This window comes from Jannaschia pohangensis, from assembly GCF_900113875.1.
Taxonomy (GTDB): domain Bacteria; phylum Pseudomonadota; class Alphaproteobacteria; order Rhodobacterales; family Rhodobacteraceae; genus Jannaschia; species Jannaschia pohangensis.
In genome coordinates, this window is the sequence record NZ_FORA01000001.1 from 436,146 (window position 1) to 457,385 (window position 21,240).

18 protein-coding genes are annotated in these 21,240 nt (G+C 65.2%); 10 read left to right on the forward strand and 8 right to left on the reverse strand.

Annotation, left to right across the window (positions count from 1 at the left end; genetic code table 11):
• Positions 1–2 precede the first annotated feature (2 nt).
• From BM002_RS02100 to BM002_RS02120, 5 genes are all read right to left on the reverse strand, one after another.
• The gene (locus BM002_RS02100; RefSeq protein ID WP_092776830.1) at positions 3–1,706 is read right to left on the reverse strand and encodes a hydantoinase B/oxoprolinase family protein; all 1,704 of its coding nucleotides are present in this window, start codon (positions 1,704–1,706) and stop codon (positions 3–5) included.
• Positions 1,703–3,778 (reverse strand): hydantoinase/oxoprolinase family protein, encoded by a 2,076-nt coding sequence (locus BM002_RS02105; protein ID WP_092778650.1) that lies wholly within the window; start codon positions 3,776–3,778, stop codon positions 1,703–1,705. Before BM002_RS02105 ends, BM002_RS02100 begins: the two co-directional genes overlap by 4 nt.
• A 138-nt stretch (positions 3,779–3,916) precedes the next feature.
• Complete coding sequence (locus BM002_RS02110; RefSeq protein ID WP_092776832.1) at positions 3,917–5,971, reverse strand: NADH:flavin oxidoreductase; 2,055 nt, start codon at positions 5,969–5,971, stop codon at positions 3,917–3,919.
• 9 nt (positions 5,972–5,980) lie between these two features.
• Positions 5,981–7,048: a flavin reductase family protein gene (locus BM002_RS02115; protein WP_092776834.1), complete on the reverse strand. Its 1,068-nt coding sequence runs from the start codon at positions 7,046–7,048 to the stop codon at positions 5,981–5,983.
• A complete protein-coding gene (locus BM002_RS02120; protein ID WP_092776836.1) occupies positions 7,045–8,310 on the reverse strand; it encodes an aromatic ring-hydroxylating oxygenase subunit alpha in 1,266 nt (421 codons plus the stop codon). The genes BM002_RS02115 and BM002_RS02120 overlap by 4 nt, the downstream gene beginning before the upstream one ends.
• Before the next feature lie 152 nt (positions 8,311–8,462).
• Here BM002_RS02120 and BM002_RS02125 point away from each other — a divergent pair, with 152 nt between their 5' ends.
• Positions 8,463–9,359, forward strand: a complete 897-nt coding sequence (locus tag BM002_RS02125) for a LysR substrate-binding domain-containing protein (protein ID WP_092776838.1) — start codon at positions 8,463–8,465, stop codon at positions 9,357–9,359.
• Here BM002_RS02125 and BM002_RS02130 read toward each other — a convergent pair whose 3' ends face one another.
• Positions 9,360–10,166, reverse strand: coding sequence for a GNAT family N-acetyltransferase (locus tag BM002_RS02130; RefSeq protein WP_245749102.1), 807 nt, complete (start codon positions 10,164–10,166; stop codon positions 9,360–9,362). It abuts the gene before it with no gap.
• A gap of 11 nt (positions 10,167–10,177) precedes the next feature.
• Positions 10,178–10,885, reverse strand: a complete 708-nt coding sequence (locus BM002_RS02135) for a GntR family transcriptional regulator (RefSeq protein ID WP_092776842.1) — start codon at positions 10,883–10,885, stop codon at positions 10,178–10,180.
• Positions 10,886–11,118: 233 nt separating this feature from the next.
• Between BM002_RS02135 and BM002_RS02140 the strand changes: the two genes are divergently transcribed.
• From BM002_RS02140 to BM002_RS02165, 6 genes are all read left to right on the forward strand, one after another.
• Positions 11,119–12,105 (forward strand): ABC transporter ATP-binding protein, encoded by a 987-nt coding sequence (locus BM002_RS02140; protein WP_092776844.1) that lies wholly within the window; start codon positions 11,119–11,121, stop codon positions 12,103–12,105.
• A 25-nt stretch (positions 12,106–12,130) separates the two neighbouring features.
• Entirely contained in the window at positions 12,131–13,390 is a 1,260-nt protein-coding gene (locus BM002_RS02145) for an ABC transporter substrate-binding protein (RefSeq protein ID WP_092776846.1), read from the forward strand.
• A gap of 46 nt (positions 13,391–13,436) precedes the next feature.
• Positions 13,437–14,300: an ABC transporter permease gene (locus BM002_RS02150; protein WP_092776848.1), complete on the forward strand. Its 864-nt coding sequence runs from the start codon at positions 13,437–13,439 to the stop codon at positions 14,298–14,300.
• The gene (locus tag BM002_RS02155) at positions 14,301–15,140 is read left to right on the forward strand and encodes an ABC transporter permease (protein ID WP_092776850.1); all 840 of its coding nucleotides are present in this window, start codon (positions 14,301–14,303) and stop codon (positions 15,138–15,140) included.
• The gene (locus tag BM002_RS02160) at positions 15,137–15,769 is read left to right on the forward strand and encodes an aspartate/glutamate racemase family protein (protein WP_092778661.1); all 633 of its coding nucleotides are present in this window, start codon (positions 15,137–15,139) and stop codon (positions 15,767–15,769) included. The genes BM002_RS02155 and BM002_RS02160 overlap by 4 nt, the downstream gene beginning before the upstream one ends.
• A 96-nt stretch (positions 15,770–15,865) precedes the next feature.
• On the forward strand, positions 15,866–17,227 hold the full coding sequence (locus BM002_RS02165) for an MATE family efflux transporter (protein ID WP_092776852.1): 1,362 nt from the start codon (positions 15,866–15,868) through the stop codon (positions 17,225–17,227).
• Here BM002_RS02165 and BM002_RS02170 read toward each other — a convergent pair.
• Entirely contained in the window at positions 17,224–17,907 is a 684-nt protein-coding gene (locus tag BM002_RS02170; RefSeq protein ID WP_092776854.1) for a GntR family transcriptional regulator, read from the reverse strand. The two genes, BM002_RS02165 and BM002_RS02170, sit on opposite strands and share 4 nt — an antisense overlap.
• A gap of 308 nt (positions 17,908–18,215) precedes the next feature.
• On the opposite strand from BM002_RS02170, the gene BM002_RS02175 reads away from it, so the two are divergent.
• From BM002_RS02175 to BM002_RS02185, 3 genes are read left to right on the forward strand one after another with little or no spacing between them, the layout of a single operon-like run.
• Entirely contained in the window at positions 18,216–19,319 is a 1,104-nt protein-coding gene (locus tag BM002_RS02175; RefSeq protein ID WP_092776857.1) for an ABC transporter ATP-binding protein, read from the forward strand.
• A complete protein-coding gene (locus BM002_RS02180; RefSeq protein ID WP_092776858.1) occupies positions 19,316–20,311 on the forward strand; it encodes an ABC transporter permease in 996 nt (331 codons plus the stop codon). The genes BM002_RS02175 and BM002_RS02180 overlap by 4 nt, the downstream gene beginning before the upstream one ends.
• Positions 20,312–20,321: 10 nt before the next feature.
• Positions 20,322–21,203, forward strand: a complete 882-nt coding sequence (locus BM002_RS02185) for a carbohydrate ABC transporter permease (RefSeq protein ID WP_092776860.1) — start codon at positions 20,322–20,324, stop codon at positions 21,201–21,203.
• The last annotated feature ends 37 nt before the right edge of the window (positions 21,204–21,240 follow it).

Below are 21,240 nucleotides of genomic sequence, written 5' to 3' on the forward strand. Positions count from 1 at the left end.
TATCAGACCGCCTCGCCCCGCCGAACCGCCGCTTCGATCTCGGCGATATCCTCGGGGCTCAGGCCATAGTCGCGGGCGGCAACCTCGGCCGAGATATAGCCGCGCGCCAGATCACGGCGGATCATCGCCCTGTCACGCGCGGCGGCGTCGCCGTAGCCGGCGCCACCGGGGAACGCCATCACCACCTTGCGGCCATGCGGCACGAATTGCTTGCCCTTGACCCGCATCGGGGTGCCGTCGTCCTGCGCGATCATTGTGGGCGCACCGTCGCCGCCCCCCCGTGTGCCGCGCGCGGGATGATCGCCCCGGTCGAGCATGGCGGAGAGGTCGAACTCGTACCCCTGCATCGCGCCCACGGTCATGAACTGCCCCAGGCCGCCCCGGGTCTTGCCCACGCCGCCGCTGTCGGGGCGCAGCTCCTTGCGCCAGATGATGACCGGGCCCGCGTGTTCCGTCGCCTCGATCGGCATCGTCATGACGCCCGAGGGAAAGGCCGTCGCGTTCAGCCCGTCGTGCCCGGGCCGCGCGCCCGATCCGCCGGAGTTGAAGGTCAGCACTTCGGCACGCCGTGCACCCGGCGGCGCAGGCGCATCCGACCGGGGCCGCAGCGACATCTGGAAATTGCACAGACAGCCGGCCCCCTCGGCGGGCACGACACCGGGAACGATCTTGTCGAAGGCGTTGAACACCGTGTCCGGCACGAAATGCCCGACGATATGGCGCAACGCCACGGGCGCGGGATGCGGCGCATTCACGATGGTATTGTCCGGCGCCACGATCTCGAACGGCAGAAGGGAGGCGTGGTTGTTCGGGATCTCGGGCGCGATGGCGACCTTCAGGGCATAGCACGCATAGGCCTTGGTATAGACCAGCGGGCAGTTGATCCCCTTCTTGTCCAGCCCCGACGATCCGGTGAAATCCGACACGATCCGGTCTTCGTGGATCGTCACGCGGACTTTCAGCGTGATCGGCACGTCGAAGCCGTCGACCGTCATCTCGCCCGTGGCCGACGTGCGCGGCAGGGCGGCGATCCGGTCCAGTGTGGCGCGCCGGGAATTGTCGAAGATGAACCCGGCGATCCCGGCAAGGTCCGCCAGATCGAACTCGGTCATCATCTCGGTCAGGCGCCGATGTCCAATCTCGTTGCAGGTGGCCAGCGCATACATGTCGCCGACCAGTTGGTCGGGTTCCCGCACGTTGCCCCGCACGATCCGTAACAGGGTCTCGTCCACCATGCCGCGATCCGCGAACTTCATGATGGGGACGTAAAGCCCTTCCTCATAGACGCTAGCCGCATCCGCGCCGAACCCGCGTCCACCCACGTCGACCACATGGGCGGTGCAGGCGAAAAAGCCGACCAGAACGTTGTGGTGGAACGACGGGGTGACCACGGTGAAGTCGTGCAGATGGCCCGTCCCCTCCCAGGGGTCGTTGGTGATGTAGACATCGCCTGGATGCATGTTCCCGCGCCCGATCCGGCGGATGAAATGCGCCACGGCATCGGCCATGGCATTGACGTGCCCCGGGGTCCCCGTCACCGCCTGCGCCAGCATCCGACCCCTGTCGTCATAGACCCCGGCTGACAGATCCCCGGCCTCGCGCACGCTGGTGGAGAAGGCGGTGCGGACCAGGGCCTGCGCCTGCTCCTCTACGATGGAGATCAGACGGTTCCACATGACCTGATAGGCGACATTGGTCGGGCTCATGGCTTGCTCCTCAGGTCCAGGCATCCGTCCGGCTGACGGACCGTGGTCCGGCTGGAGGGGACGATGACGGTCGTTTCGGCCTCGGTGATGATGGCAGGCCCCGCGACCCTGTCGCCCGCGATCAAGTCGGCCCGGTCATGCCGCTTGGCCGCGACGGTGTCCCCAATCGCGGGGTCGAAGAACGCACAATCACCACCCGTCGCGTCCCTGTCCCCGTCACCGTCCACCGTGCGCGGGACGGTTTCGGGCGGTGTCGTCGCATTGACCGACCAGACGGTGATCTCCGAGTCCATCCCGCTGACCGTTCGCCCGAAGAGCCGCGCATAGTCTTCCTCGAACCGCGCAAGAAAGGTCGCGGCCTCGGGCGCCATCGCCTGCGCCTCGCTCAGGGTGACGGGGATTTCCCATCCCTGCCCCGAATAGCGCATGTAGACCTTGAATTCCGCCTGTATCGGGCTTTCGGCGTCGCAGCTGCGCACGAAACCCGTCGCCTCGTCCCGCAATTCGGTCAGCAACTCGCGGATGCGCGCGCCGTCGAAATCGCTGAGCCGCATGTAGACGGATCGATTCGCCTCGAACGAAAAGGGCGCGCGCAGGAACCCGATGGCCGACCCGACGCCCGCCCCGGGCGGCACCAGGCACCGCGCCACACCCAGCTTTTCGCACAGTCGCCCGGCATGCAGGGGGGCCGCGCCGCCGAAGGCGATCATGGTGTAATCCGACAGGTCTTCGCCGTTCTCGACCGCATGGACGCGGGCGGCGTTGGCCATATTCTCGTCTACCACCTCGGCCAGTCCGAAGGCCGCCGTCTGCGCATCCATGTCCAGCACGTCGCCAAGGGTGGAGGACAGCGCCGCCCGCGACGCCGCGATGTCCAGCGTCATCGACCCGCCCGCGAAATTTCCGGGGTCGAGCTTGCCCAGAACCAGATCGGCATCGGTCACGGCGGGCCGGTCACCGCCGCGCCCATAGCAGGCGGGCCCGGGTTCGGACCCCGCGCTTTCCGGGCCGACCCGGATCTGGCGCATCGCATCCACATGGGCCAGCGATCCGCCCCCGGCCCCAATCTCGACCATGTCGATCACCGGGATCGAAATCGGCATCCCCGACCCCTTCTTGAACCGATACGTCCGCGCGACTTCGAACACCCGGCTGGTCTTGGGCGTCTGGTTCCGGATCAGGCAGATCTTGGCCGTCGTCCCGCCCATGTCGAAGGACAGCACCTTGTCCAAGCCGTATCGCGCCGCGATATGCGCCGCGAAGACCGCGCCCCCCGCAGGCCCGCTTTCGACCAGTCGGACGGGAAAATCGGCGGCATTCCGGATCGAGATGATGCCCCCGCCCGAATGCATCAGAAAGATACGACAGGCCACGCCCTCACCCTGTAACCGCGCCTCGAGCCGCCCAAGGTAGGACGCCATCAGCGGCTTGATATAGGCGTTGGCGACCACGGTGTTGAACCGCTCGTATTCCCGCATCTGCGGGCTGACCTCGGAAGAGATCGAGACGGCGACATCGGGCAGCCGCCGGGCCAGCACGTCGCGTATCATCCGCTCGTGCGCGGGGTTCAGGTAGGAATGGATCAGGCCGACCGCGACGCTCACAAAGCCCGCTTCGGCGATGCGGTCCACCACCGCCTCGACGGCGTCGATGTCGAGCGGGATCATCACCTCGCCCCGCGCATTCACGCGCTCGGGCACCGTGAACCGCATCTGCCGCGGCAGCAGCGGCTCGGGCAGGGTCAGGTTCAGGTCGTATTGCTCGAACCGGCTTTCGGTCCGCATCTCGATCACGTCGCGGAACCCTTCGGTCGTGATGAGCGCGGTCTTGGCCCCCCGCCGTTCGATCAGGGCGTTGGTGGCCAGCGTGGTGCCGTGGATGATCTGACCGATTCCGGCGGGGGTGATCCCGGCCCTGGCGCAAACCTGATGCATCCCATCGATGATCGCATTCTCGGGCGCCGCATAGGTCGTCAGGACCTTGGTCGACACCTGCGCCCCGTTCCGTTCCAGCACGACATCGGTGAACGTGCCGCCGATATCGACGCCAAGGCGCGCTGCCGCTGACTTCATGAGGGTCTTCTCCACGTCTTGTCCCAGCCCCACTCCCGACGAAATGCTGCGGGGATTCGGGACCACGGGCCAACCGTGTCACCTTGCGGCGCGCACCACAAATTCCAATGCGCGCCGCCGGTCTAATCCGGTCGCCGTCTAGATGTCCTTCAGAAGGCGCAAGGCATCATAGATGGCGGCATGGGTGTTGCGCGCGGCGACGGCATCCCCGATCCGGAACAACTGAAACGCGCCGTCGGGATTGGTTCGGACCGTCTGGGGCCGCCCCGCGATCAGCGCATCGTGATCGACCGCGCCGCCGTTGACCGACATGTCCCGCAGCTCGAAATAGAGGTCGGCCAACGGCATGGTCCCATAGTTCACCACGATCTGATCGTAGGGCTTCCGCGTCTGCCGGTCCGAATAATCGGTCCCGATGGTGGCGCACAGCCGGTTGCCGTCCCGTTCCACACCCACAAGGCGCTGCGTGACGGTGAAGGTCACGTCGTCGTGCTGCAACGCCTTCATGTAGGGAACGAGGTTCATCGCCATGACTTCGGGTGCGAACGTCCGGTCCGGGGTCATGATCTCGACCCGCGCCCCGGCCTTGAGCGCGACTTCGGCGGCTTGCAGGCCCGCGTGATCCCCCGCCTCGTCATAGATGAGCACATCGCCCGAAGGCACCACGTCGCCCGACAGAATGTCCCAACTGGTGATGACATGCGGCTGGTCGGCTTTGGTCTCGTAGAGTTGCACGTGGGCCATTCCGCCCGTGGCAACGATCACCACGTCAGGGGACAATGACAGGATATCAGAGGCTTCCGCGAAGGTGTTGAAGTGAAATTCGACGCCCATCCGTTCGCATTCCGCCATCCGCCAATCCACGATCCCCAGCATTTCCGACCGGCGCGGCGTCCGGGCCGTCAGGCGGATCTGACCGCCGGGCGCATCCGCCGCCTCAAGCACGGTGACGGAATGTCCGCGTTCGGCGGCCACCCGCGCCGCCTCCAGACCCGCGGGCCCGGCGCCCACGATCACGATCCGCTGCGCCACATCGGCTTGCGCGATCCGGTGGGGCATCGTCTCTTCCCGTCCCGTGGCCGCATTATGGATGCAGAGCGCCATGCCGCCTTGGTAAATGCGGTCGAGGCAGTAATTCGCGCCGGTGCAGGGCCGGATCTCGGCCTCGCGCCCGTCGATGATCTTCTGCACGATATGCGGGTCGGCCATATGCGCGCGGGTCATCCCGACCATGTCGAGCAACCCCGCCGCAATCGCATGGCGTGCGGAGGCGACGTCTTGAATGCGCGAGGCGTGGAAGGTCGGCAGGCCGGTAGCCGCCCGAATGCCGCCCGCGAAATCCAGATGCGGGGCGCTGCGCATCCCGGCCACGGGGATCATCTGCGTCATCGCGGGGTCTGTGTGGATGCGCCCGCGATTGACGTTGAAGAAGTCGACCATCCCGCTGTCGCGCAGCATGGTCGCGATGGCGATGCCCTCGTCTTCGGTGATGCCGCCGCTCTGCATCTCGTCCGCCGTGCCGCGCACGCCGACGATGAACTCGGGGCCGGTGCGTTTGCGGATCGCGGTCAGCACGTCCAGCGTGAAGCGGATGCGGTTTTCCAGGGTATCCGCCCCGTAGGGCCCGTCCAGCGCGTTGGTCAGGGGGGACCAGAACTGATCCAGCAGGTGACCGCCTGCATAAAGCTCCACCCCGTCCATGCCGCCCGCCTGCATCCGTGCCGCGGCATCGGCGTAGTCCTCGATGATGCGGGCGATGTCCCAGTCTTCCATGACCTTCGGGAATGCCCGATGCGCCGGTTCGCGGTGCGGCCCCGGGCTGACCGCCGGAAGCCAGTCGCCCTTGTTCCAGTTGGTCCGCCGACCCAGATGGGTGAGCTGGATCATCACCGCGCAGCCATGTTCGTGGCAGGCATCCGTCAGCTCCCGGATCCATGGGACGACATCATCGCGGTAGGCCAGGATGTTGTTGAAGACCGGCGGGCTGTCACGGCTGACCGCCGCCGATCCCGCCGTCATGGCCAGCGCCACGCCGCCCCGGGCACGCTCCGCGTGATAGGCGCGATAGCGGCCCTTCGGCATGCCGTCTTCGGGATAGGCCGGTTCGTGACTGGTCGTCATGATCCGGTTCTTCAACGTCAGATGCTTGAGCCGGTACGGTTGCAGGAGGGGGTCGGACGGGACGTCTTTCATGGCGCGCTCCTAACAGTCGAGGACGATATCGGTCAGCGGACGGCTCACGCAGGGCAGGATGAACCCCCGGTCGATCTCTCGCTGCCGGATGCCGCCTTCATGGGCCAGCGTCACCTCGCCGGAATGCTTGAAGGTCTTGCAGGTACCGCACATGCCCCGCGCGCAGGACGATGGCATCGGCAGACCGGCGGCCCGCGCCGCCCCGAGGATGGTCGAGGTCTCGGCGCAGGCAAAGCTGCGCCCCGAGCGGGCATAGGTGATCTGCCGCGTGATCGTGTCGGCGGCGGGTGTGATCTCGGGTTGGGGCGAGGAAAAGTCGAAACTTTCTTCGCCGTAGGCGTCGGGCGGAACACCGGCACGGCGCGCGGTCTCTCGCACCATTTCCATGAAGGGTTGCGGCCCGCAGCACAGCACCGTGCGGTCGGCAATGTCGGGCAAAAGCCGGGCCAGAATATCCGCGTCGGGCCGCGCCGCACCGACTTCGCGGGTCGGCAGGTGATGGACGACCAGCCGGGGCAACCGCCGCGCCAGAGCACGCAGGTCATCGGCGGCGATCATGGCGGCGCGGGTCGGCGCAACCTGGATCAGCACGGCATCCAGATCGATGCCCTTGTCGGCCGCGGTCCGCAGGATCGACAGCATCGGCGTAACCCCCGATCCGGCGGCGATCAGGGCATAGCGCGACCCGGGCCAGGCCGTGGGGCCAAACCGCCCCGAGGGGCCGAAGGCTTCGATCCGCGCGCCGGGGACCAGCATGTCATGTAGCTGCGCGGCGCCCGGCCCGGCCTGACGTTTCACCGTGATCTCGACCCCGCTGTCGCGCGCGGCAGAGGAGGCAATGGTATAGCACCGCTCCAGCGCGGCGTCGGGCGTATCGATGCGGACCGTCAGGAACTGACCCGGCTCGTGTTCGATCCGGCTGTCGTCCGCCGGGGTCAGCAGGAAGCTGCGCACATCCGGGGCCTCGTCCCAGACCGCGCGACAGATCAGCGTGCCCCATCGGTCGGACGGAAAGCGTCTGCGCCGCTGCACCGACCAGTTGGGGGTCGCCACATCAACCGGTTGGACAACCGTCATGCGCCGTATCCGTTGGCGGTCATCCGGTCGACATACCAGGTCGAGAATTCGTCCAGCGCCCGCTCGGTGAAGGGCGAATAGGGTCCGGGCCGATAGCCGGCCGAAGCCACCCCCTGCTGCGCGATGGCGACCAGATGCGCGTCTTCGGCATTGGTGGTCTTCCAGACGCTCGTCAGGTTCTCCAGATCGTAATCCTCACCCTCGACCGCATCGCGGTGGACCAGCCATTTCGTGCGCACCAGCGTGCGGTCGGGGCCGAGCGGGAAGGCGGTGAAGATCACCGCGTGATCCGACATGACGTGGTTCCAGGAATTGATGCCCCAGAGGTGAACGTCTCCCATGCCCGGCCGCCCCGCCGTCCCGAGGGGCAGGCTGACCGCCGCGCGGGTGTCGGGCGTCTGGCTTTCGCCCAGACCTGCGATGATCAGGCGCTGCGTGCGGAAATTCGTGGGCCAGCCGACGGTGTGCTCCACGGCGACGTGGTCCAGCCCGTCCCGTTCCCAAAGGGCACCCTGCCGGGCATAGGCATCGAGCAATCCGTTCGCCTCGGCCTGTTCGGCCACCGTCAGCCCTTCGGGATCATAACCGAAATCGGCGGCATGGAACGACAGGCTGAGCTGTGGATGGTTCGACGCGCAATGATAGCATTCGCGGTTGTTCTCCATCGTCAGCTTCCAGTTGCCCGCCTCGATCACGTCCTGCTCGAAGGCGATCCGGGCGTTGCGCAGGTCGTAAGCGGCCAGGCGCGGCTCCATCACGGCGGCCAGTGCGTCGATGTCTTTGGGCGGATCGTCCGACAGGCAGGCATAGAGGATGCCGCCCACATCGCGCAGCGCCACGGGTTTCAGATGGTGCAAACCCCGGTCGAAATCGGTGCCCATGTGCGGGGCCAGCGCCAGATCGCCGCTCAGGTCATAGGTCCATTGGTGATAGGGGCAGACCAGCTTGCCGACGACCGACCGACCCGGCGGCACCAGCCGCGCGCCGCGGTGCGAACAGACGTTGTGAAAGGCGCGCAGCGCGTCATCATCGTCGCGCAGGATCACGATGGAAGACGGGCCGATGTCGACCGAGATGACGTCTCCCGCCTCCTCCACGTCGCAGGCCACGCCGACGGCGATCCAGTGGCGCGAAAAGATGACGTCGCAATCCGCCTGATAGGCCTCGGTCGAGGTGTAGAGCGGCGCGGGCAAGGTATGGCCCGGCTGTCGCGCCCGCAAAAGGGCGGCCACGCGGGCCTGGTCGGCGGATTGGTCGAGCATGTCACGGGCCTCTGGTTTGCCGGACAGAATATCTGGCGGGCGAGGCCAGGCAACGTCAGAAAATATGCCTTGATCCATACGCCCAGGTTATCGATTATGCCTGGGCGGTCCACCAAGGTGGCGCGTCCGCATCCCAGGACTGACCTGACATCATGCACCGCCTTCGCCGCTCCCTGCCCTCGCTGACCGCGCTCATCGCCTTCGAGGCGGCGGCCCGGACCGGGGGATTCACCCGCGCCGCCGATGAACTGGGCGTTACCCAGGCCGCCGTCAGCCGCCGGATCGCCGCGCTTGAAAAGGACATCGGCCTGCCCCTGTTCGAACGGCGCAACCGGGCGGTGCACCTGACCGATGCGGGGCGGGATCTGTTTGCCAGCGTTCGCACCGCGCTCGACGGGCTGGCCGATACGGTGGAGCGGATGCGGGCCCCCGGCGCGCGCCTGACGATCACGGTGTCCGTGGCCTTCGCGCATTTCCTTCTGCTGCCACGGCTTTCCACGTTTCGAGAGGCGCATCCGGACATCGACCTGCGCGTCATTTCCGAAGACGCCTGGACCGCGCCCGATGATCGCCAGATCGACCTGGGCGTGCGCTATGGCACGCCGCCCTTTCGCGGCATGCGGGTCGTCGGATCGCTGGACGAGACGCTGGTCCCCGTCTGCACGCCCGCGCTTGCCGATCGGTTGGGCCCGCTGACCCTGACCGACCTTGCGCAGCGGCGGGACATCATCAAGATCGACAGCGCCTCGCCCGAACCGGGGTGGTTGAACTGGACGGCATGGTTCCGGCAGTCGGGCTGGACCGGTGGGTTTGCCGAGGCGCGGTTGCGGTTCAGCAGCTACAGTGACGCGGCCTATGCGGCGATGAACGGCGAAGGCGTGGCCCTGGGCTGGACGCGCCTGTTGCAACGGCCCTTGGCGGACGGTCGGCTGACCACCCTGCCCCTGTCCCCCGTCGTGCCCGAGGATCGCCACTTCATCCTGGTCCCCGAAGGCAAGCCGCCAAGCCCGGAGCGCGACGCCTTCGCCGCCTGGCTGGCCGACGCCTAGTCACCCCAGTTCGAGCGTCGCACAGGCCTGGAAGGGTGGCGGCCTGCCTTGGGGCGGGCGGCCGAAATACATGCTGGCGGTCTCGAACACGGGGGCAAATCCGAGACCGGCCAGAAGCCGGGCGAGGTCCGGCGCGGTCTCGGGCACGTCGACGGCAACGGTGCCTGCGCCGAAAATGGCGGCTGCCCCGGTCAGCAAGGTCATCGCGTCGGCTTCGGTCACCGCCTGAAACGGTCCGATCTTCACCCCGTCGCGACACTTCCGAACGGTCGCAAAGCCCGCGCCCGGATCGGACGGGGACAAACAGATGGTCCGGCGCGTTTCGGTATCGGTGAACCAGGCCCGCGCGAACCGGGCACGGTCGATCCCGGTCGCCGCGCGGTCCGCCGCCAGAAGGCCGTCGACGTCCGGGGCCGTTCTGGCTGCGACACCGGTCGCAGGCAGGCTGCCCTTATAGCGAACGGTCCGGCCGATCGGGGCGAAGCCGGAGCGCACATAATTGCCCTGCTGCGCCGGGACGCCCTCCAGCCCGATGCAGCGGTTGCCGGCATGGGCCAGCCCGGCGCGCCAGACCTCCATCCCGAACCCCTGCCCCCGCGCGTCCGCCCGACAGAGATAGAGGCCGAGAAAGGCGAAATTGGGGGAGTGATTGACCACGGACACCGCGGCAACAGGCGCGCCGTCGATCTCCTTGAGGAAGAACCCCTCGCGGTCCGCCGCGAAAAACGCCGCCGCGTCGTCCAGGCCCGGGTTCCACCCCTCGGCCGCGGCCCAATCCAGAACCCCCGCCAGATCATCAAGGGACATCCGCCGAACGGTCATCGCCGCAATGCATCCCGAAGCGACCGGGGCGCTGTCGTGCGATCCCGCAGGTCGAGGGCCGAATGCAGGTCGACCAGATGGCTGCGCATCAAGTCCTCGGCCCGCGGCCCGTCGCCGGTGGCAATCGCCTCGACCAGCGCGTGGTGGGCGAAACTTTCGCACAGGGCGCTTTGCCGCCGCCAATAGAGCGCGATGATGAGCGACGAGCGCGCGATCAGCGTCTCGATGAAGCCCGCGATGGTGGCCTGATCGGCGATCCGGGCGATCTCGATATGAAACATCCCCGACAGACGCAGCGCGCGCCCCGGATCGGCGGCATCGAGGGCGGCGTGTTCGTCGTTGATATGACGGCGGAGCCTTGCGACATCGGCGGGTTTGGCGAAGGCGGCGGCGGAGCGGGCCATCCGCGGCTCCAGCAATTCGCGCGCCTCGAACACCTCGCGCGCCTCGGTCAGGGACGGCTGCGCCACGAAGGCCCCGCGATTGCGGCGCATGTCCACCAGCTGCGAATGCGACAAGGATTGCAGAGCCGCCCGCACGATGGTGCGGGATACGCCGAAGATTTCGCCGATCTCGTCCTCGCCCAGTTTGGTGCCGGGCGTCAGGCGATGTTCGTGGATGGCGACCGACAGCGCGGCCTCGACCGATTCGAACCGGGGACCGTCACGCAAGACGGCAGACGCGCCTGTGGGATTCTTTGTCATGTCGGTCCTATCGCCCGATCTTTGACAGACAGGGCGTGGCCGCACAATGGCGAGGGACCCGGGGCAGGAACGACCGGTCGGATTGTATACAATATTGTGTCCATTTTTTTGGCAGGACGCTGCCGCAGCGCGGAATCTTGCGGCAGAAGGTGGAATTGTCCGCTCACCGCACTGCTAAAGATTTGCCCGGGTTCCCGACTTGCGTCTCGCTTGGATCAAGCACCGGGGGGCGCATGACAACAGCCAAGGCAGATCTGGAATTGGTCAGCGTGACCAAACGCTACGGCAAGACGGTTGCCGTAAATGCGGTCAGCCATCATTTCCGCCCGGGCAGCTATACCTGCCTTCTGGGCCCTTCCGGTTGCGGCAAGTCGTCGACCCTGCGGATGATCGCGGGGCACGAAAGCGTGTCAGACGGATCCATCCTGCTTGGCGCGCGCGACATCTCCAACCTGCCACCCGCCAAGCGCGGGACGGCGATGATGTTCCAGAATTATGCGCTCTTTCCGCATCTGAGCGTGACCGAGAACGTCGCCTTCAGCCTCAAGATGAAGGGTGTCGATGCCCCGACCCGGCGCAAGGCCGCGGGCGAGATGCTGGAACTTGTCGACCTGACGCCGCTTGGCGACCGGCTTCCCGATCAGCTTTCGGGCGGGCAGCAGCAGCGCGTCGCCCTCGCCCGCGCCCTCATCACCCGGCCGCAGGTCCTTTTGCTGGATGAACCGCTCTCGGCGCTGGACCCGTTCCTGCGGATCCGGATGCGGGCCGAATTGCGCAAGCTGCAACAGGAACTCGGCATCAGCTTCCTGCATGTCACCCACGGTCAGGACGAGGCGCTGGCCCTGGCCGACGAGATCGTGGTGATGAACAACGCCGTCATCGAGCAGGCCGGTCCCGCGCGTCAGGTTTTCAACGCGCCGCGCACCGAATTCGTCGCCCGCTTCATGGGCGGCCACAATGTATTGGCCCTGACCGAGGGGCATTTCGCGATCCGGACCGATGCCATCGGCCTGGCCCCGGCAACGGCCGGCAAGCTCGACGCGCAGATCACCGCCGTCGAATACCAGGGCACCCACGTGTCCGTCACCGCCCGCACAATCGGCGATCAGGACGTCACCGCGCTGGTCGCGGAGCGGGCCTTCTTTGAGCACCCCAACAACCCGGGCGACCGCGTCGGTCTGACCTGGGAGGACCAAGACCTTCACCACCTGACGACGTGACCCACACCCGACACGGAGAGTAGAGATGACCAAAGTGAACAGACGGACCCTGCTGAAGGGCGGCACCGCCTTTGCCGCCGGCACCACCCTCGGCGCCCCGATGATCTGGGCCCAGAACATCAAGGACGTGACCCTGCGCCAGTTCGGCACCGGCGTGTCCAACCTCAACGAGGTGGCGCAGAAGGTGAAGGAAGACCTCGGCTTCACCCTCGAGATGACGGCCCTCGATTCCGACAGCGTGACACAGCGCGCGGCCACCCAGCCGGGCAGCTTCGACATCGCCGACATCGAATACTGGATCTGCAAGAAGGTCTGGCCGACCGGCAACCTACAGGCGATGGATACCTCCAGGATCGCCAACTACGACAACATCGTGGGCATCTTCCGCAATGGCCTGCTGACCCCCGAAAGCACCATCGCCCAAGGCACCGCGCCCCACACGGTCGGCTTTACCTCCGGCCCGGAAGGCACGGATTTCGTTCAGGAAGAATCCGGCTGGATGACCCTGATCCCGACGATCTACAATGCCGATACCCTGGGCATCCGCCCCGACCTGATCGGGCGGCCCATCACCAACTGGTCCGAGCTTCTGAACCCCGAGTTCAAGGGCAAGGCCTCGATCCTCGACATCTCCTCCATCGGGATCATGGACATGGCGATGGTCGTGGAATCGATGGGTGAATACACCTATCCCGACAAGGGCAACATGACCCGCGAAGAGATCGACCTGACCATCGGCATCTTCACCGAAGCCAAGCGGAACGGCCAGTTCCGCGCCTTCTGGAAGTCCTTCGACGAAAGCGTGAACCTGATGGCGTCGGGCGAAGTCGTCATCCAGTCGATGTGGTCGCCCGCGATCACCGCCGTGAAGGCCAAGGGCGTGCCTTGCGTCTATCAACCGCTCGAGGAAGGCTATCGCTCCTGGGGCGGCGGCATCGGCCTGTCGGCGGCGCTGACCGGGCTGGAGCGGGACGCGGCCTATGAATACATCAACTGGTATCTGGACGGCTGGGTCGGCGGGTTCCTGATGCGGCAGGGCTATTATTCCGCCGTGCCCGAGACCTCCAAGAACCACATGTCCGAGAACGAGTGGGGCTATTGGTTCGAGGGCAAGGCCGCGACCGACACCATCACCTCGCCCTTCGGCGACCCGCTGGCCCAGGCCGGAGAGCTGCGCGACGGCGGGTCGTTCTATGACCGGATGGGGGCCGTGGCCTGCTGGAACGCCGTGATGGACGAAAACCAGTACATGGTCCGCAAGTGGAACGAGTTCATCGCGGCCTGACCCCCTTGGGGGCGCTTTAACAGCGCCCCCTAACCCAAGGATTACAATGGAAAAGATACTGGCAAACCGCGCCATCGGCGGATGGCTGATGGCCCTGCCGCTGGTGGTCGTGCTGGTGCTTTTCCTGGTGCTTCCCATCATCCTGATCGTGGTGGTCAGCTTCTGGCAGGCCACCGAATTCTCGATCATCCCCGCCTTCGTCTGGGAGAATTACGAGTTCCTCTTCGGCTCGCCTGTGACCTACCGCGTATTCCTCAACACCTTCAAATACGCTGCCATCACCTGGGCCCTGACCCTGGGCATCGGTTTCACCGTGGCCTATTTCCTGGCCTTCCACATCCGCACCCAGACTTGGCAGATCGCGCTGTTCCTGCTCTGCACGATCCCGTTCTGGACGTCGAACATCATCCGCATGATCAGCTGGATCCCGTTTCTGGGCCGCAACGGCATCGCCAATTCGGCGCTGATGTCCTGGGGGGTGATCGACGCGCCGCTCGAATGGCTCCTGTTCAGCGACTTCGCCGTCATCCTGGCGTTCGTCCACCTCTACACGCTTTTCATGGTGGTTCCGATCTTCAATACCATGATGCGCATCGACAAAAGCCTGATCGAGGCGGCGCGCGATGCCGGCGCCTCGGGGGTTCAGATCCTGTGGAATGTCATCATCCCGCTGACCAAGCCGGGCATCATGATCGGCACGATCTTTGTGGTCACGCTGGTGATGGGCGATTTCATCACCGTGCGTTTCATGTCGGGGTCGCAATCGGCCAACGTGGGGCGTCTGATTTCCAACGACATCTCGCTTCTGGCCTATCCGTCAGCGGCGGCGACGGCGGTGATCCTGCTGCTGACGGTTCTGATTGTCATCGGCATCCTGTTGCGCTTCGTCGACATCCGGAAGGAGCTTTGAATGGAACCCCGGTCCCGCTCATTCTATGTGCTGGCCGCCTTTTTCGGGCTGTTCCTGCTGTTCCTCTATGGGCCGACGATCACCATCGCGATCCTGTCGTTCCAGGGCCCGGGCGGCGGCCTGACCTTCCCCATGCGCGGCACGTCGCTCCACTGGTTCCGCGACCTTTTCGAGCAACAGGCCGTGGGCGACATATGGGGAAGTTTTCGGCGCAGCTTTGCCCTGGGCCTGATGGTCATGGTGACCACGGTCGTCGTCTCGGTCATGGGCGGGCTGGCGTTCCGCAAACGGTTTCCGGGGTCGGGCATGGTGTTCTACCTCATCATCACCTCGCTTGTGATTCCGTCGATCCTGATCTCGCTCGGCGTGGGCCTGATGTTCAGCCAGTCGGGAATGACGGTCCACTGGGCCACGTCGGGTTTCGGATCGCAGCTGACCTGGACCCTGCCCTTCGGCCTGCTCATCATGTTCGCCGTCTTCAACCGCTTCGACAAAAGCTATGAGGAGGCCGCCCGCGATCTGGGCGCGACCCCGTGGCAGACGTTGCGCCATGTCGTCCTGCCGATCATTGCGCCGTCGCTGATCGGGGTGGCGCTGTTCGGCTTCACGCTCAGCTATGACGAATTCGCACGGACCCTGCTGACCGCCGGAAGCTATAACACCCTGCCGCTCGAAATCTTCGGGATGACCACGAATGTGACGACGCCGGTTCTCTATGCGCTTGGCACGCTGACGACGGTGTTTTCGCTCATCATGATCGGCGTCTTTCTGGCGTTGGCGTGGCTTGGGGCGCGACGCCGCGCGCGGGCGGGGTCGGACGCGGGCGACGGGCTGGCATGATCGTCCTGATCAACCCAAACAGCACCGTGTCGATGACCGAAGCAATGCTGCGCACCGCCCGCGAAACCGTCCCCACGGCCGCGTTCGAGGGGTGGACGTCCCACGATGGCCCGCCCGCGATCCAGGGGCGCGAGGATGGCGAGGTCGCGACGCCGCCCCTCCTTGACCTCGTGGCCCGAGCGTCGGACGCAGGCGCGTGCGCGATCATCATCGCCTGTTTCGACGACACCGCGCTGGCCCAGGCGCGCAAGCTGGCCGCCTGCCCCGTGATCGGGATCGGTCAGGCCGCATATCACATGGCCGCCATGGCCGCCGAGCGGTTCTCGGTCGTCACCACGCTGCCGGTGTCGGTGCCCATCCTTGAAGAAAACATTTTCGCCTACGGTCTTGGCGGCCAATTGGGTCGGGTGCGCGCCAGCAACGTGCCCGTCCTGCACCTCGAGGCGGCAGCCGATGCCACGGAGCGCGTGTTGGCCGAGATCATCGCCGCCGACCGCGAAGACGGGGTCCGCGCCGTGGTGCTGGGATGTGGCGGCATGGTCGACATCGCGCGCCACGCCAAGGGCCGGACCCGCGCGCGTCTGATCGACGGGGTCCGGGCGGCGGCGCTGATCGCCAGCGGCCTCTGACCGGGGCGCAAACCGCCCGGCAAACTTGTATACCAGTTTCCATCGTGTAGGGATGGCGCCAGCATCCGGACGCGACGCAAACCTCGGGCACGACACATGACTTCGGAAAAGACGGTCGGCGACATCTATGCCGTGGCCTGGCCGCTGGCCCTCAAGGCCATCATGCTGCACGGCATCGTCGTCATCGACGCCTATCTCATCTCGGCCCTGGGCGAAGCGGCGCTGGCGGCCATGGGCCTGGCCGGGGCGCTTGTCGGGCTGTTGCTCGGCTTGCTCGTCGCCTTTTCCAACGCGACGCAGATCCGCATCGCGCAATCCTTCGGCATCCCCGACCCGGCGGTCCGCGAGGTCGGCCTGAAATCTGCCCTCGCAAGCGGCCTGACCATCAACCTCGTCTCGATCCTGCTCGGGTTGGTTTTCGTCGCCCTGTTCGGCCCCATGATCCTGCGCGGTTTTGCCCAGACCCCCTGGATCGCGGAACAGGCGCAGGCCTATCTGACCATCTTCGCCCTCGTCGTCGTGGCCGAGGCGTTCGGCCAAAGCCTCGACAGCTATTTCAACGGCTGCGGGCGCACCAAGCTGACGTTTTCCAGCTATCTCATCTCGATGCCCGTCAACGTCGGGGTCAGCATCGTGCTGATCCACGGCCTCCTTGGGGCGCCCGAACTGGGCGTCGCCGGGGCCGCCTGGGGCAGTGCGGCGGGCGCGATCCTGCGGGCGCTGTTCCTCGGGGTGCAGCTCCAGCGTCAGAACCGGTTCTTCCGCGATGTGGCGGGTTGGGCGCGCGGGCGCTTTGGTTGGGCCCTGCGGCGGCACTTTGCCTTTTCCTGGCCCATTGCGGCCACCTTCCTCAGCATGTCGGTCGGCACACAGGTCTGCGTGCTGATCTATGCCAGGATGGACATCACCGATTTCGCGGCCATCACCCTGATCATGCCCTGGGTTCAGGTCGCGGGCACCTTCGGCATGGCCTGGGCGCAGGCAACCGGCATCATCGTGGCGCAGCTTCTGGGGGCGTCCCTGGCCGAAGATGCGCTGGACAGCTTTCTCAGCCGCGCCTGGCGGGTCGCCTTCCTCGCCGCCGGTGTCGTCGCGGCGGTCTATCTGACGATCTGTCTCGCCTCCCCTTGGCTCTATCCCGATCTGGAGGCGCAGACCCGAACGGCGCTGATGCTGTTCCTGCCGACGCTGCTTCTGCTGCCGTTTCCAAAGGGGTCGAACGCGATCTGCGGTCAGACCCTGCGCGCGTCGGGCGACACGTTCCACGTGATGAACATCTTCATCGCCGGGCAATGGCTCTTCAAGGTGCCGATGACCCTGTTGTTCGTGGTGGTCCTGGACCTGTCCGTGGGATGGGTCTTTGCGCTGTTCCTGTTCGAGGAGCTGGTGAAGTTCCCGCCCTTCCACCTGCGCCTGTTCAAGGGCGGATGGAAGCGTGCGGACGTGCAGGCGGATTAATCGTCGAAGTAATCGGGGTTCCGGTCCAGGATCGCGTCGATGGTGGCATCCAGGCGCGACAGATGGATCATCCCCGCCTCGACCGCTCTTTCGGCATCACCGTTTTTCAGGCTGCTGCAGATCGCGGTGTGATCGTCCAGAAGCTGCCCCATCCGGTCTTCCTTGGCGATGCTGAGCCTGCACAGACGGTCGACGCTGGCCTTCTGGACGGCGATGATCTCGAACGCCCAATCGACGCGCGCGACTTTGCACAGGGCCTTGTGGAACGCATAGTCGAGCTGGCCGAAGACCTCGTAATCGCCATCTGCCACGGCCATGGCCTGCTGCGCCAAGGCTGCATCCAGCAACGCGTGATCTGCGGGCGTCGCCGTGCGGGCGGCCCGGCGCAGCACCTCGGCTTCGACGCAAGACCGGATGAAGCGCGACTTGGTCGTCTCGCGCACCGAAAAGCGCTTCACCTCGGTTGCCTTCTGCGGCCGGATCAGCAGCAGATCGAGGTTGGCAAGCCGACTGAAGGCGTCGCGGACCGGTTGGCGCGACACGCCGAAGCGCGTAGCGATATCCGCCTCGGAAATCTTGTCGCCCGGCAGCAACTCAAGCGAGACGATGGCCTCGTGCAGGTGATCAAACACCACGTCGACGCTTGTCCGGCGGTCCCTTGGTCGGGTTATTGTTGCCATCTGGCCGTCCTCCGAAGTCCGTCAACGAGTCTGTGGTGTGGCGCGCGCCGGTCCGCATTCGCTTGCCGCAAAGGCCCTCGGTCGATCCCCCAAGGCGGAAATCGCGAGATGAGCCACCACCGCACGCGGAATCGTCCTGCGGACCTTCGCCCCGGGATGAGTAAAAAGGACGTCTGGCGAAAAATCAATACTAGTATACTAGCTAGATTAGACTAGTATTCCACTTAGGGAATCCGAATCGTGCCGTCGAAAGATCGGTCGGTCGGACAGGGTACTTCGTCCATGGATTTGGGCGCGCGGGAGGGGTCATGGCAGGCGTCCAGCTTGAGAATATCGTGAAGGCCTATGGCGGTCTGCAAGTCGTCCACGGTATCGACCTGGAGGTCGAGGAGAAGGAATTCGTCGTCCTGGTCGGACCGTCCGGCTGCGGCAAGTCGACGACGCTGCGCATGATCGCGGGTCTCGAGGAAATCAGCGACGGCAAGCTCACCATCGACGGGCGCGTGATGAACCGCGTGGCCCCCAAGGACCGCGACGTGGCGATGGTGTTCCAGAACTACGCCCTCTATCCCCATCTGAACGTGGCCGAGAACATCGCCTTCGGCCTTCGTATCCGCAAGGAAAGCAAGCAGCATATCGACGATGCCGTGGCCGAGGTCGGCGGCATCCTGGGCCTCACCGAATACCTTGATCGCCGTCCGGCCGATCTGTCGGGCGGGCAGCGTCAGCGCGTGGCCATGGGCCGTGCCATCGTGCGGCAGCCCAAGGTGTTCCTCTTTGACGAGCCGCTTTCCAACCTTGACGCCAAGCTGCGCACGCAGATGCGCGCCGAGATCAAGCGCCTTCACAAACGTCTGGGCGCGACCAGCATCTATGTGACCCACGACCAGGTCGAGGCGATGACGCTGGCCGACCGGATCGTGGTGATGAACGATGGCCGGATCGAACAGATCGGCAGCCCGATGGAATTGTTCCTGAACCCTGCGAATTCCTTTGTCGCGGGCTTCCTGGGCGCGCCGCCCATGAACCAGATCAAGGCGAGCATCGTGAACGGCACCGATGGCCCCGTGGCCAGTTTCGCGGGCCAGAAGATCGCGCTCGCCCACCTGCCCGGCCTTCAGAACGCCGAAGGGCGCGAGGTGATCGTCGGCATCCGCCCAGAATACGCACAGATCGTCACCGAACCGCGCGACGGCGCGGTGATGGCCGACCTCGACCTGGTGGAAACCCTTGGATCCGAGGCGCTGCTGCACATGACCGTCGGCGGCGACCCCTTCGTGATCCGCACCGAAACGCTCGGTAACATCGCTACGCTGGACGCCGTCCGGGGGTTCACGGCGGCGCCCGAGCTGATCAAGGTGTTCGATGCCCAAACGGGAATGGCCCTGTCGGGTCAGATCCGCGTCGAATGAGCGTGACCGGCAACAAGGTCGGTGGCTCGACCGAAGAGCTCGTGATCGGGGCAAGCGAGGCGCTGCGCGACCGCAAGGCCGGGCGTGGCGCCCTGATCGTCGATCACATGCGGCGCGAATGGCAGCTTTACGTGATGCTGCTGCCGACGATCATCTGGCTGCTCGTGTTCCTCTACAAGCCGATGTACGGGCTTCAGATCGCCTTCAAGGACTACAGCGTCTTCCGGGGCATCGACGGCTCACCCTGGATCGGGCTCACGCATTTCGAGACGTTGTTCAACAACGACCAGTTCCTGCGCGCGCTCAAGAACACCGTCTACATCAGTTTCCTGAGCCTTCTGTTCGGCTTTCCCATGCCGATCCTCCTGGCGCTAATGTTCAACGAAGTCCTGAACCAGTGGTTCAAGAAGGCCGCGCAAACCATTGTTTATCTTCCACACTTCATTTCGTCGGTTATCATCGCGGGCATCGTAATCACGGCCTTCTCGCCCTCGGCGGGTATCGTGAACACCATCCTCGGGTGGTTCGGCCTCGACTCGATCTACTTCCTGACCAAGCCCGAATGGTTCCGGCCCATCTTCGTCGGCACCACCATCTGGCAGGAGGCGGGATTCCAATCCATCGTCTATCTGGCAGCCATCGCGGGCGTGTCGCCCACGCTCTACGAATCCGCCGTCGTGGACGGGGCCAGCCGCTGGCAGATGATGTGGAAGATCACCATTCCCACGATCATGCCGACGATCATCATCATGCTGATCATCCGCATCGGCAACATGCTCGAAGTGTCGTTCGAGATGATCATCCTGCTCTATCAGCCGGCCACCTATGCCACGGCGGATGTCGTCAACACCTTCATCTACCGTCAGGGTCTGTTGGGCGGGCAATACGACGTTGCCGCCGCTGCCGGCCTGTTCAACGCCGTCGTGGCCTTCGTGCTGGTGATCGGCGCGAACGCGGTCTCCAAGCGCTATTCGCGCACGTCGCTGTGGTGAGGGGGCCGAGATGACCAACATGAACCTCTATTCACGTGGCGACCGGGTTTTCGTCGTCCTGAACATGGTGCTGATCGGGCTTTTCACGATCTCGACGCTCTATCCGTTCATCTACATCGCGTCGCTGTCGATGTCCTCGGCCTTCGAGGCGCGGGCAGGCAATGTCATCCTGACGCCGGTCGGCTTCACGCTCGAGGCCTATTCCCGCGTCCTGTCCGAGCCTGGCTTCTGGACGAGCTATGGCAACACCTTCATCTACACCATCGGCGGCACTCTGATGAGCCTCGCGTTCATCATCCCCGGGGCCTATGCCCTGTCGCGTCCGCAGCTTTTCGGACGCCGGTTCTGGAACCTGATGGTGGCCTTCACCATGTGGTTCAACGCGGGCCTGATCCCGTTCTTCCTGAACTTCCGCGACCTGGGCCTTCTGGACAGCTATTTCGGCATCATCATCGGCTTCGCCGTCAACGGCTTCAACCTGATCCTGCTGCGCAACTTCTTCGAAGCGGTCCCGTCGAGCTTCGAGGAGGCGGCGCGGATGGACGGCGCCTCCGAGTTTCAGGTTCTCTGGAAGGTCTATGTCCCGCTCGCCAAGCCCGCCATCGCCACGGTCGCGCTGTTTTGCATCGTGGGCCGCTGGAACGGCTTCTTCTGGGCCATGGTCCTGCTTCAGGACGAAGACAAGATCCCGCTCCAGGTCTACCTGCGCAAGGTAATCTCGCAGCTGGCCGACGACGAGGAGTTTGCGGCGTCCCTGCTCTCGGCAAACTACTCCATGGAAACGATCAGCGCGGCGATCATCGTCTGCTCGATCATCCCCGTCCTCATCATTTACCCGTTCGTTCAGAAATACTTTAACAAAGGTATCCTGATGGGCGGCGTGAAGGAATGACCAATGAAATCCACGCATATAACTCTGGGAGGAAAAC

Bases quoted from the DNA above. Each gene is read 5' to 3' on its own strand.
- BM002_RS02100 (WP_092776830.1), bottom strand. From the start codon at position 1,706: ATGAGCCCGACCAATGTCGCCTATCAGGTCATGTGGAACCGTCTGATC.
- BM002_RS02105 (WP_092778650.1), bottom strand. From the start codon at position 3,778: ATGAAGTCAGCGGCAGCGCGCCTTGGCGTCGATATCGGCGGCACGTTC.
- BM002_RS02110 (WP_092776832.1), bottom strand. From the start codon at position 5,971: ATGAAAGACGTCCCGTCCGACCCCCTCCTGCAACCGTACCGGCTCAAG.
- BM002_RS02115 (WP_092776834.1), bottom strand. From the start codon at position 7,048: ATGACGGTTGTCCAACCGGTTGATGTGGCGACCCCCAACTGGTCGGTG.
- BM002_RS02120 (WP_092776836.1), bottom strand. From the start codon at position 8,310: ATGCTCGACCAATCCGCCGACCAGGCCCGCGTGGCCGCCCTTTTGCGG.
- BM002_RS02125 (WP_092776838.1), top strand. From the start codon at position 8,463: ATGCACCGCCTTCGCCGCTCCCTGCCCTCGCTGACCGCGCTCATCGCC.
- BM002_RS02130 (WP_245749102.1), bottom strand. From the start codon at position 10,166: ATGTCCCTTGATGATCTGGCGGGGGTTCTGGATTGGGCCGCGGCCGAG.
- BM002_RS02135 (WP_092776842.1), bottom strand. From the start codon at position 10,885: ATGACAAAGAATCCCACAGGCGCGTCTGCCGTCTTGCGTGACGGTCCC.
- BM002_RS02140 (WP_092776844.1), top strand. From the start codon at position 11,119: ATGACAACAGCCAAGGCAGATCTGGAATTGGTCAGCGTGACCAAACGC.
- BM002_RS02145 (WP_092776846.1), top strand. From the start codon at position 12,131: ATGACCAAAGTGAACAGACGGACCCTGCTGAAGGGCGGCACCGCCTTT.
- BM002_RS02150 (WP_092776848.1), top strand. From the start codon at position 13,437: ATGGAAAAGATACTGGCAAACCGCGCCATCGGCGGATGGCTGATGGCC.
- BM002_RS02155 (WP_092776850.1), top strand. From the start codon at position 14,301: ATGGAACCCCGGTCCCGCTCATTCTATGTGCTGGCCGCCTTTTTCGGG.
- BM002_RS02160 (WP_092778661.1), top strand. From the start codon at position 15,137: ATGATCGTCCTGATCAACCCAAACAGCACCGTGTCGATGACCGAAGCA.
- BM002_RS02165 (WP_092776852.1), top strand. From the start codon at position 15,866: ATGACTTCGGAAAAGACGGTCGGCGACATCTATGCCGTGGCCTGGCCG.
- BM002_RS02170 (WP_092776854.1), bottom strand. From the start codon at position 17,907: ATGGCAACAATAACCCGACCAAGGGACCGCCGGACAAGCGTCGACGTG.
- BM002_RS02175 (WP_092776857.1), top strand. From the start codon at position 18,216: ATGGCAGGCGTCCAGCTTGAGAATATCGTGAAGGCCTATGGCGGTCTG.
- BM002_RS02180 (WP_092776858.1), top strand. From the start codon at position 19,316: ATGAGCGTGACCGGCAACAAGGTCGGTGGCTCGACCGAAGAGCTCGTG.
- BM002_RS02185 (WP_092776860.1), top strand. From the start codon at position 20,322: ATGACCAACATGAACCTCTATTCACGTGGCGACCGGGTTTTCGTCGTC.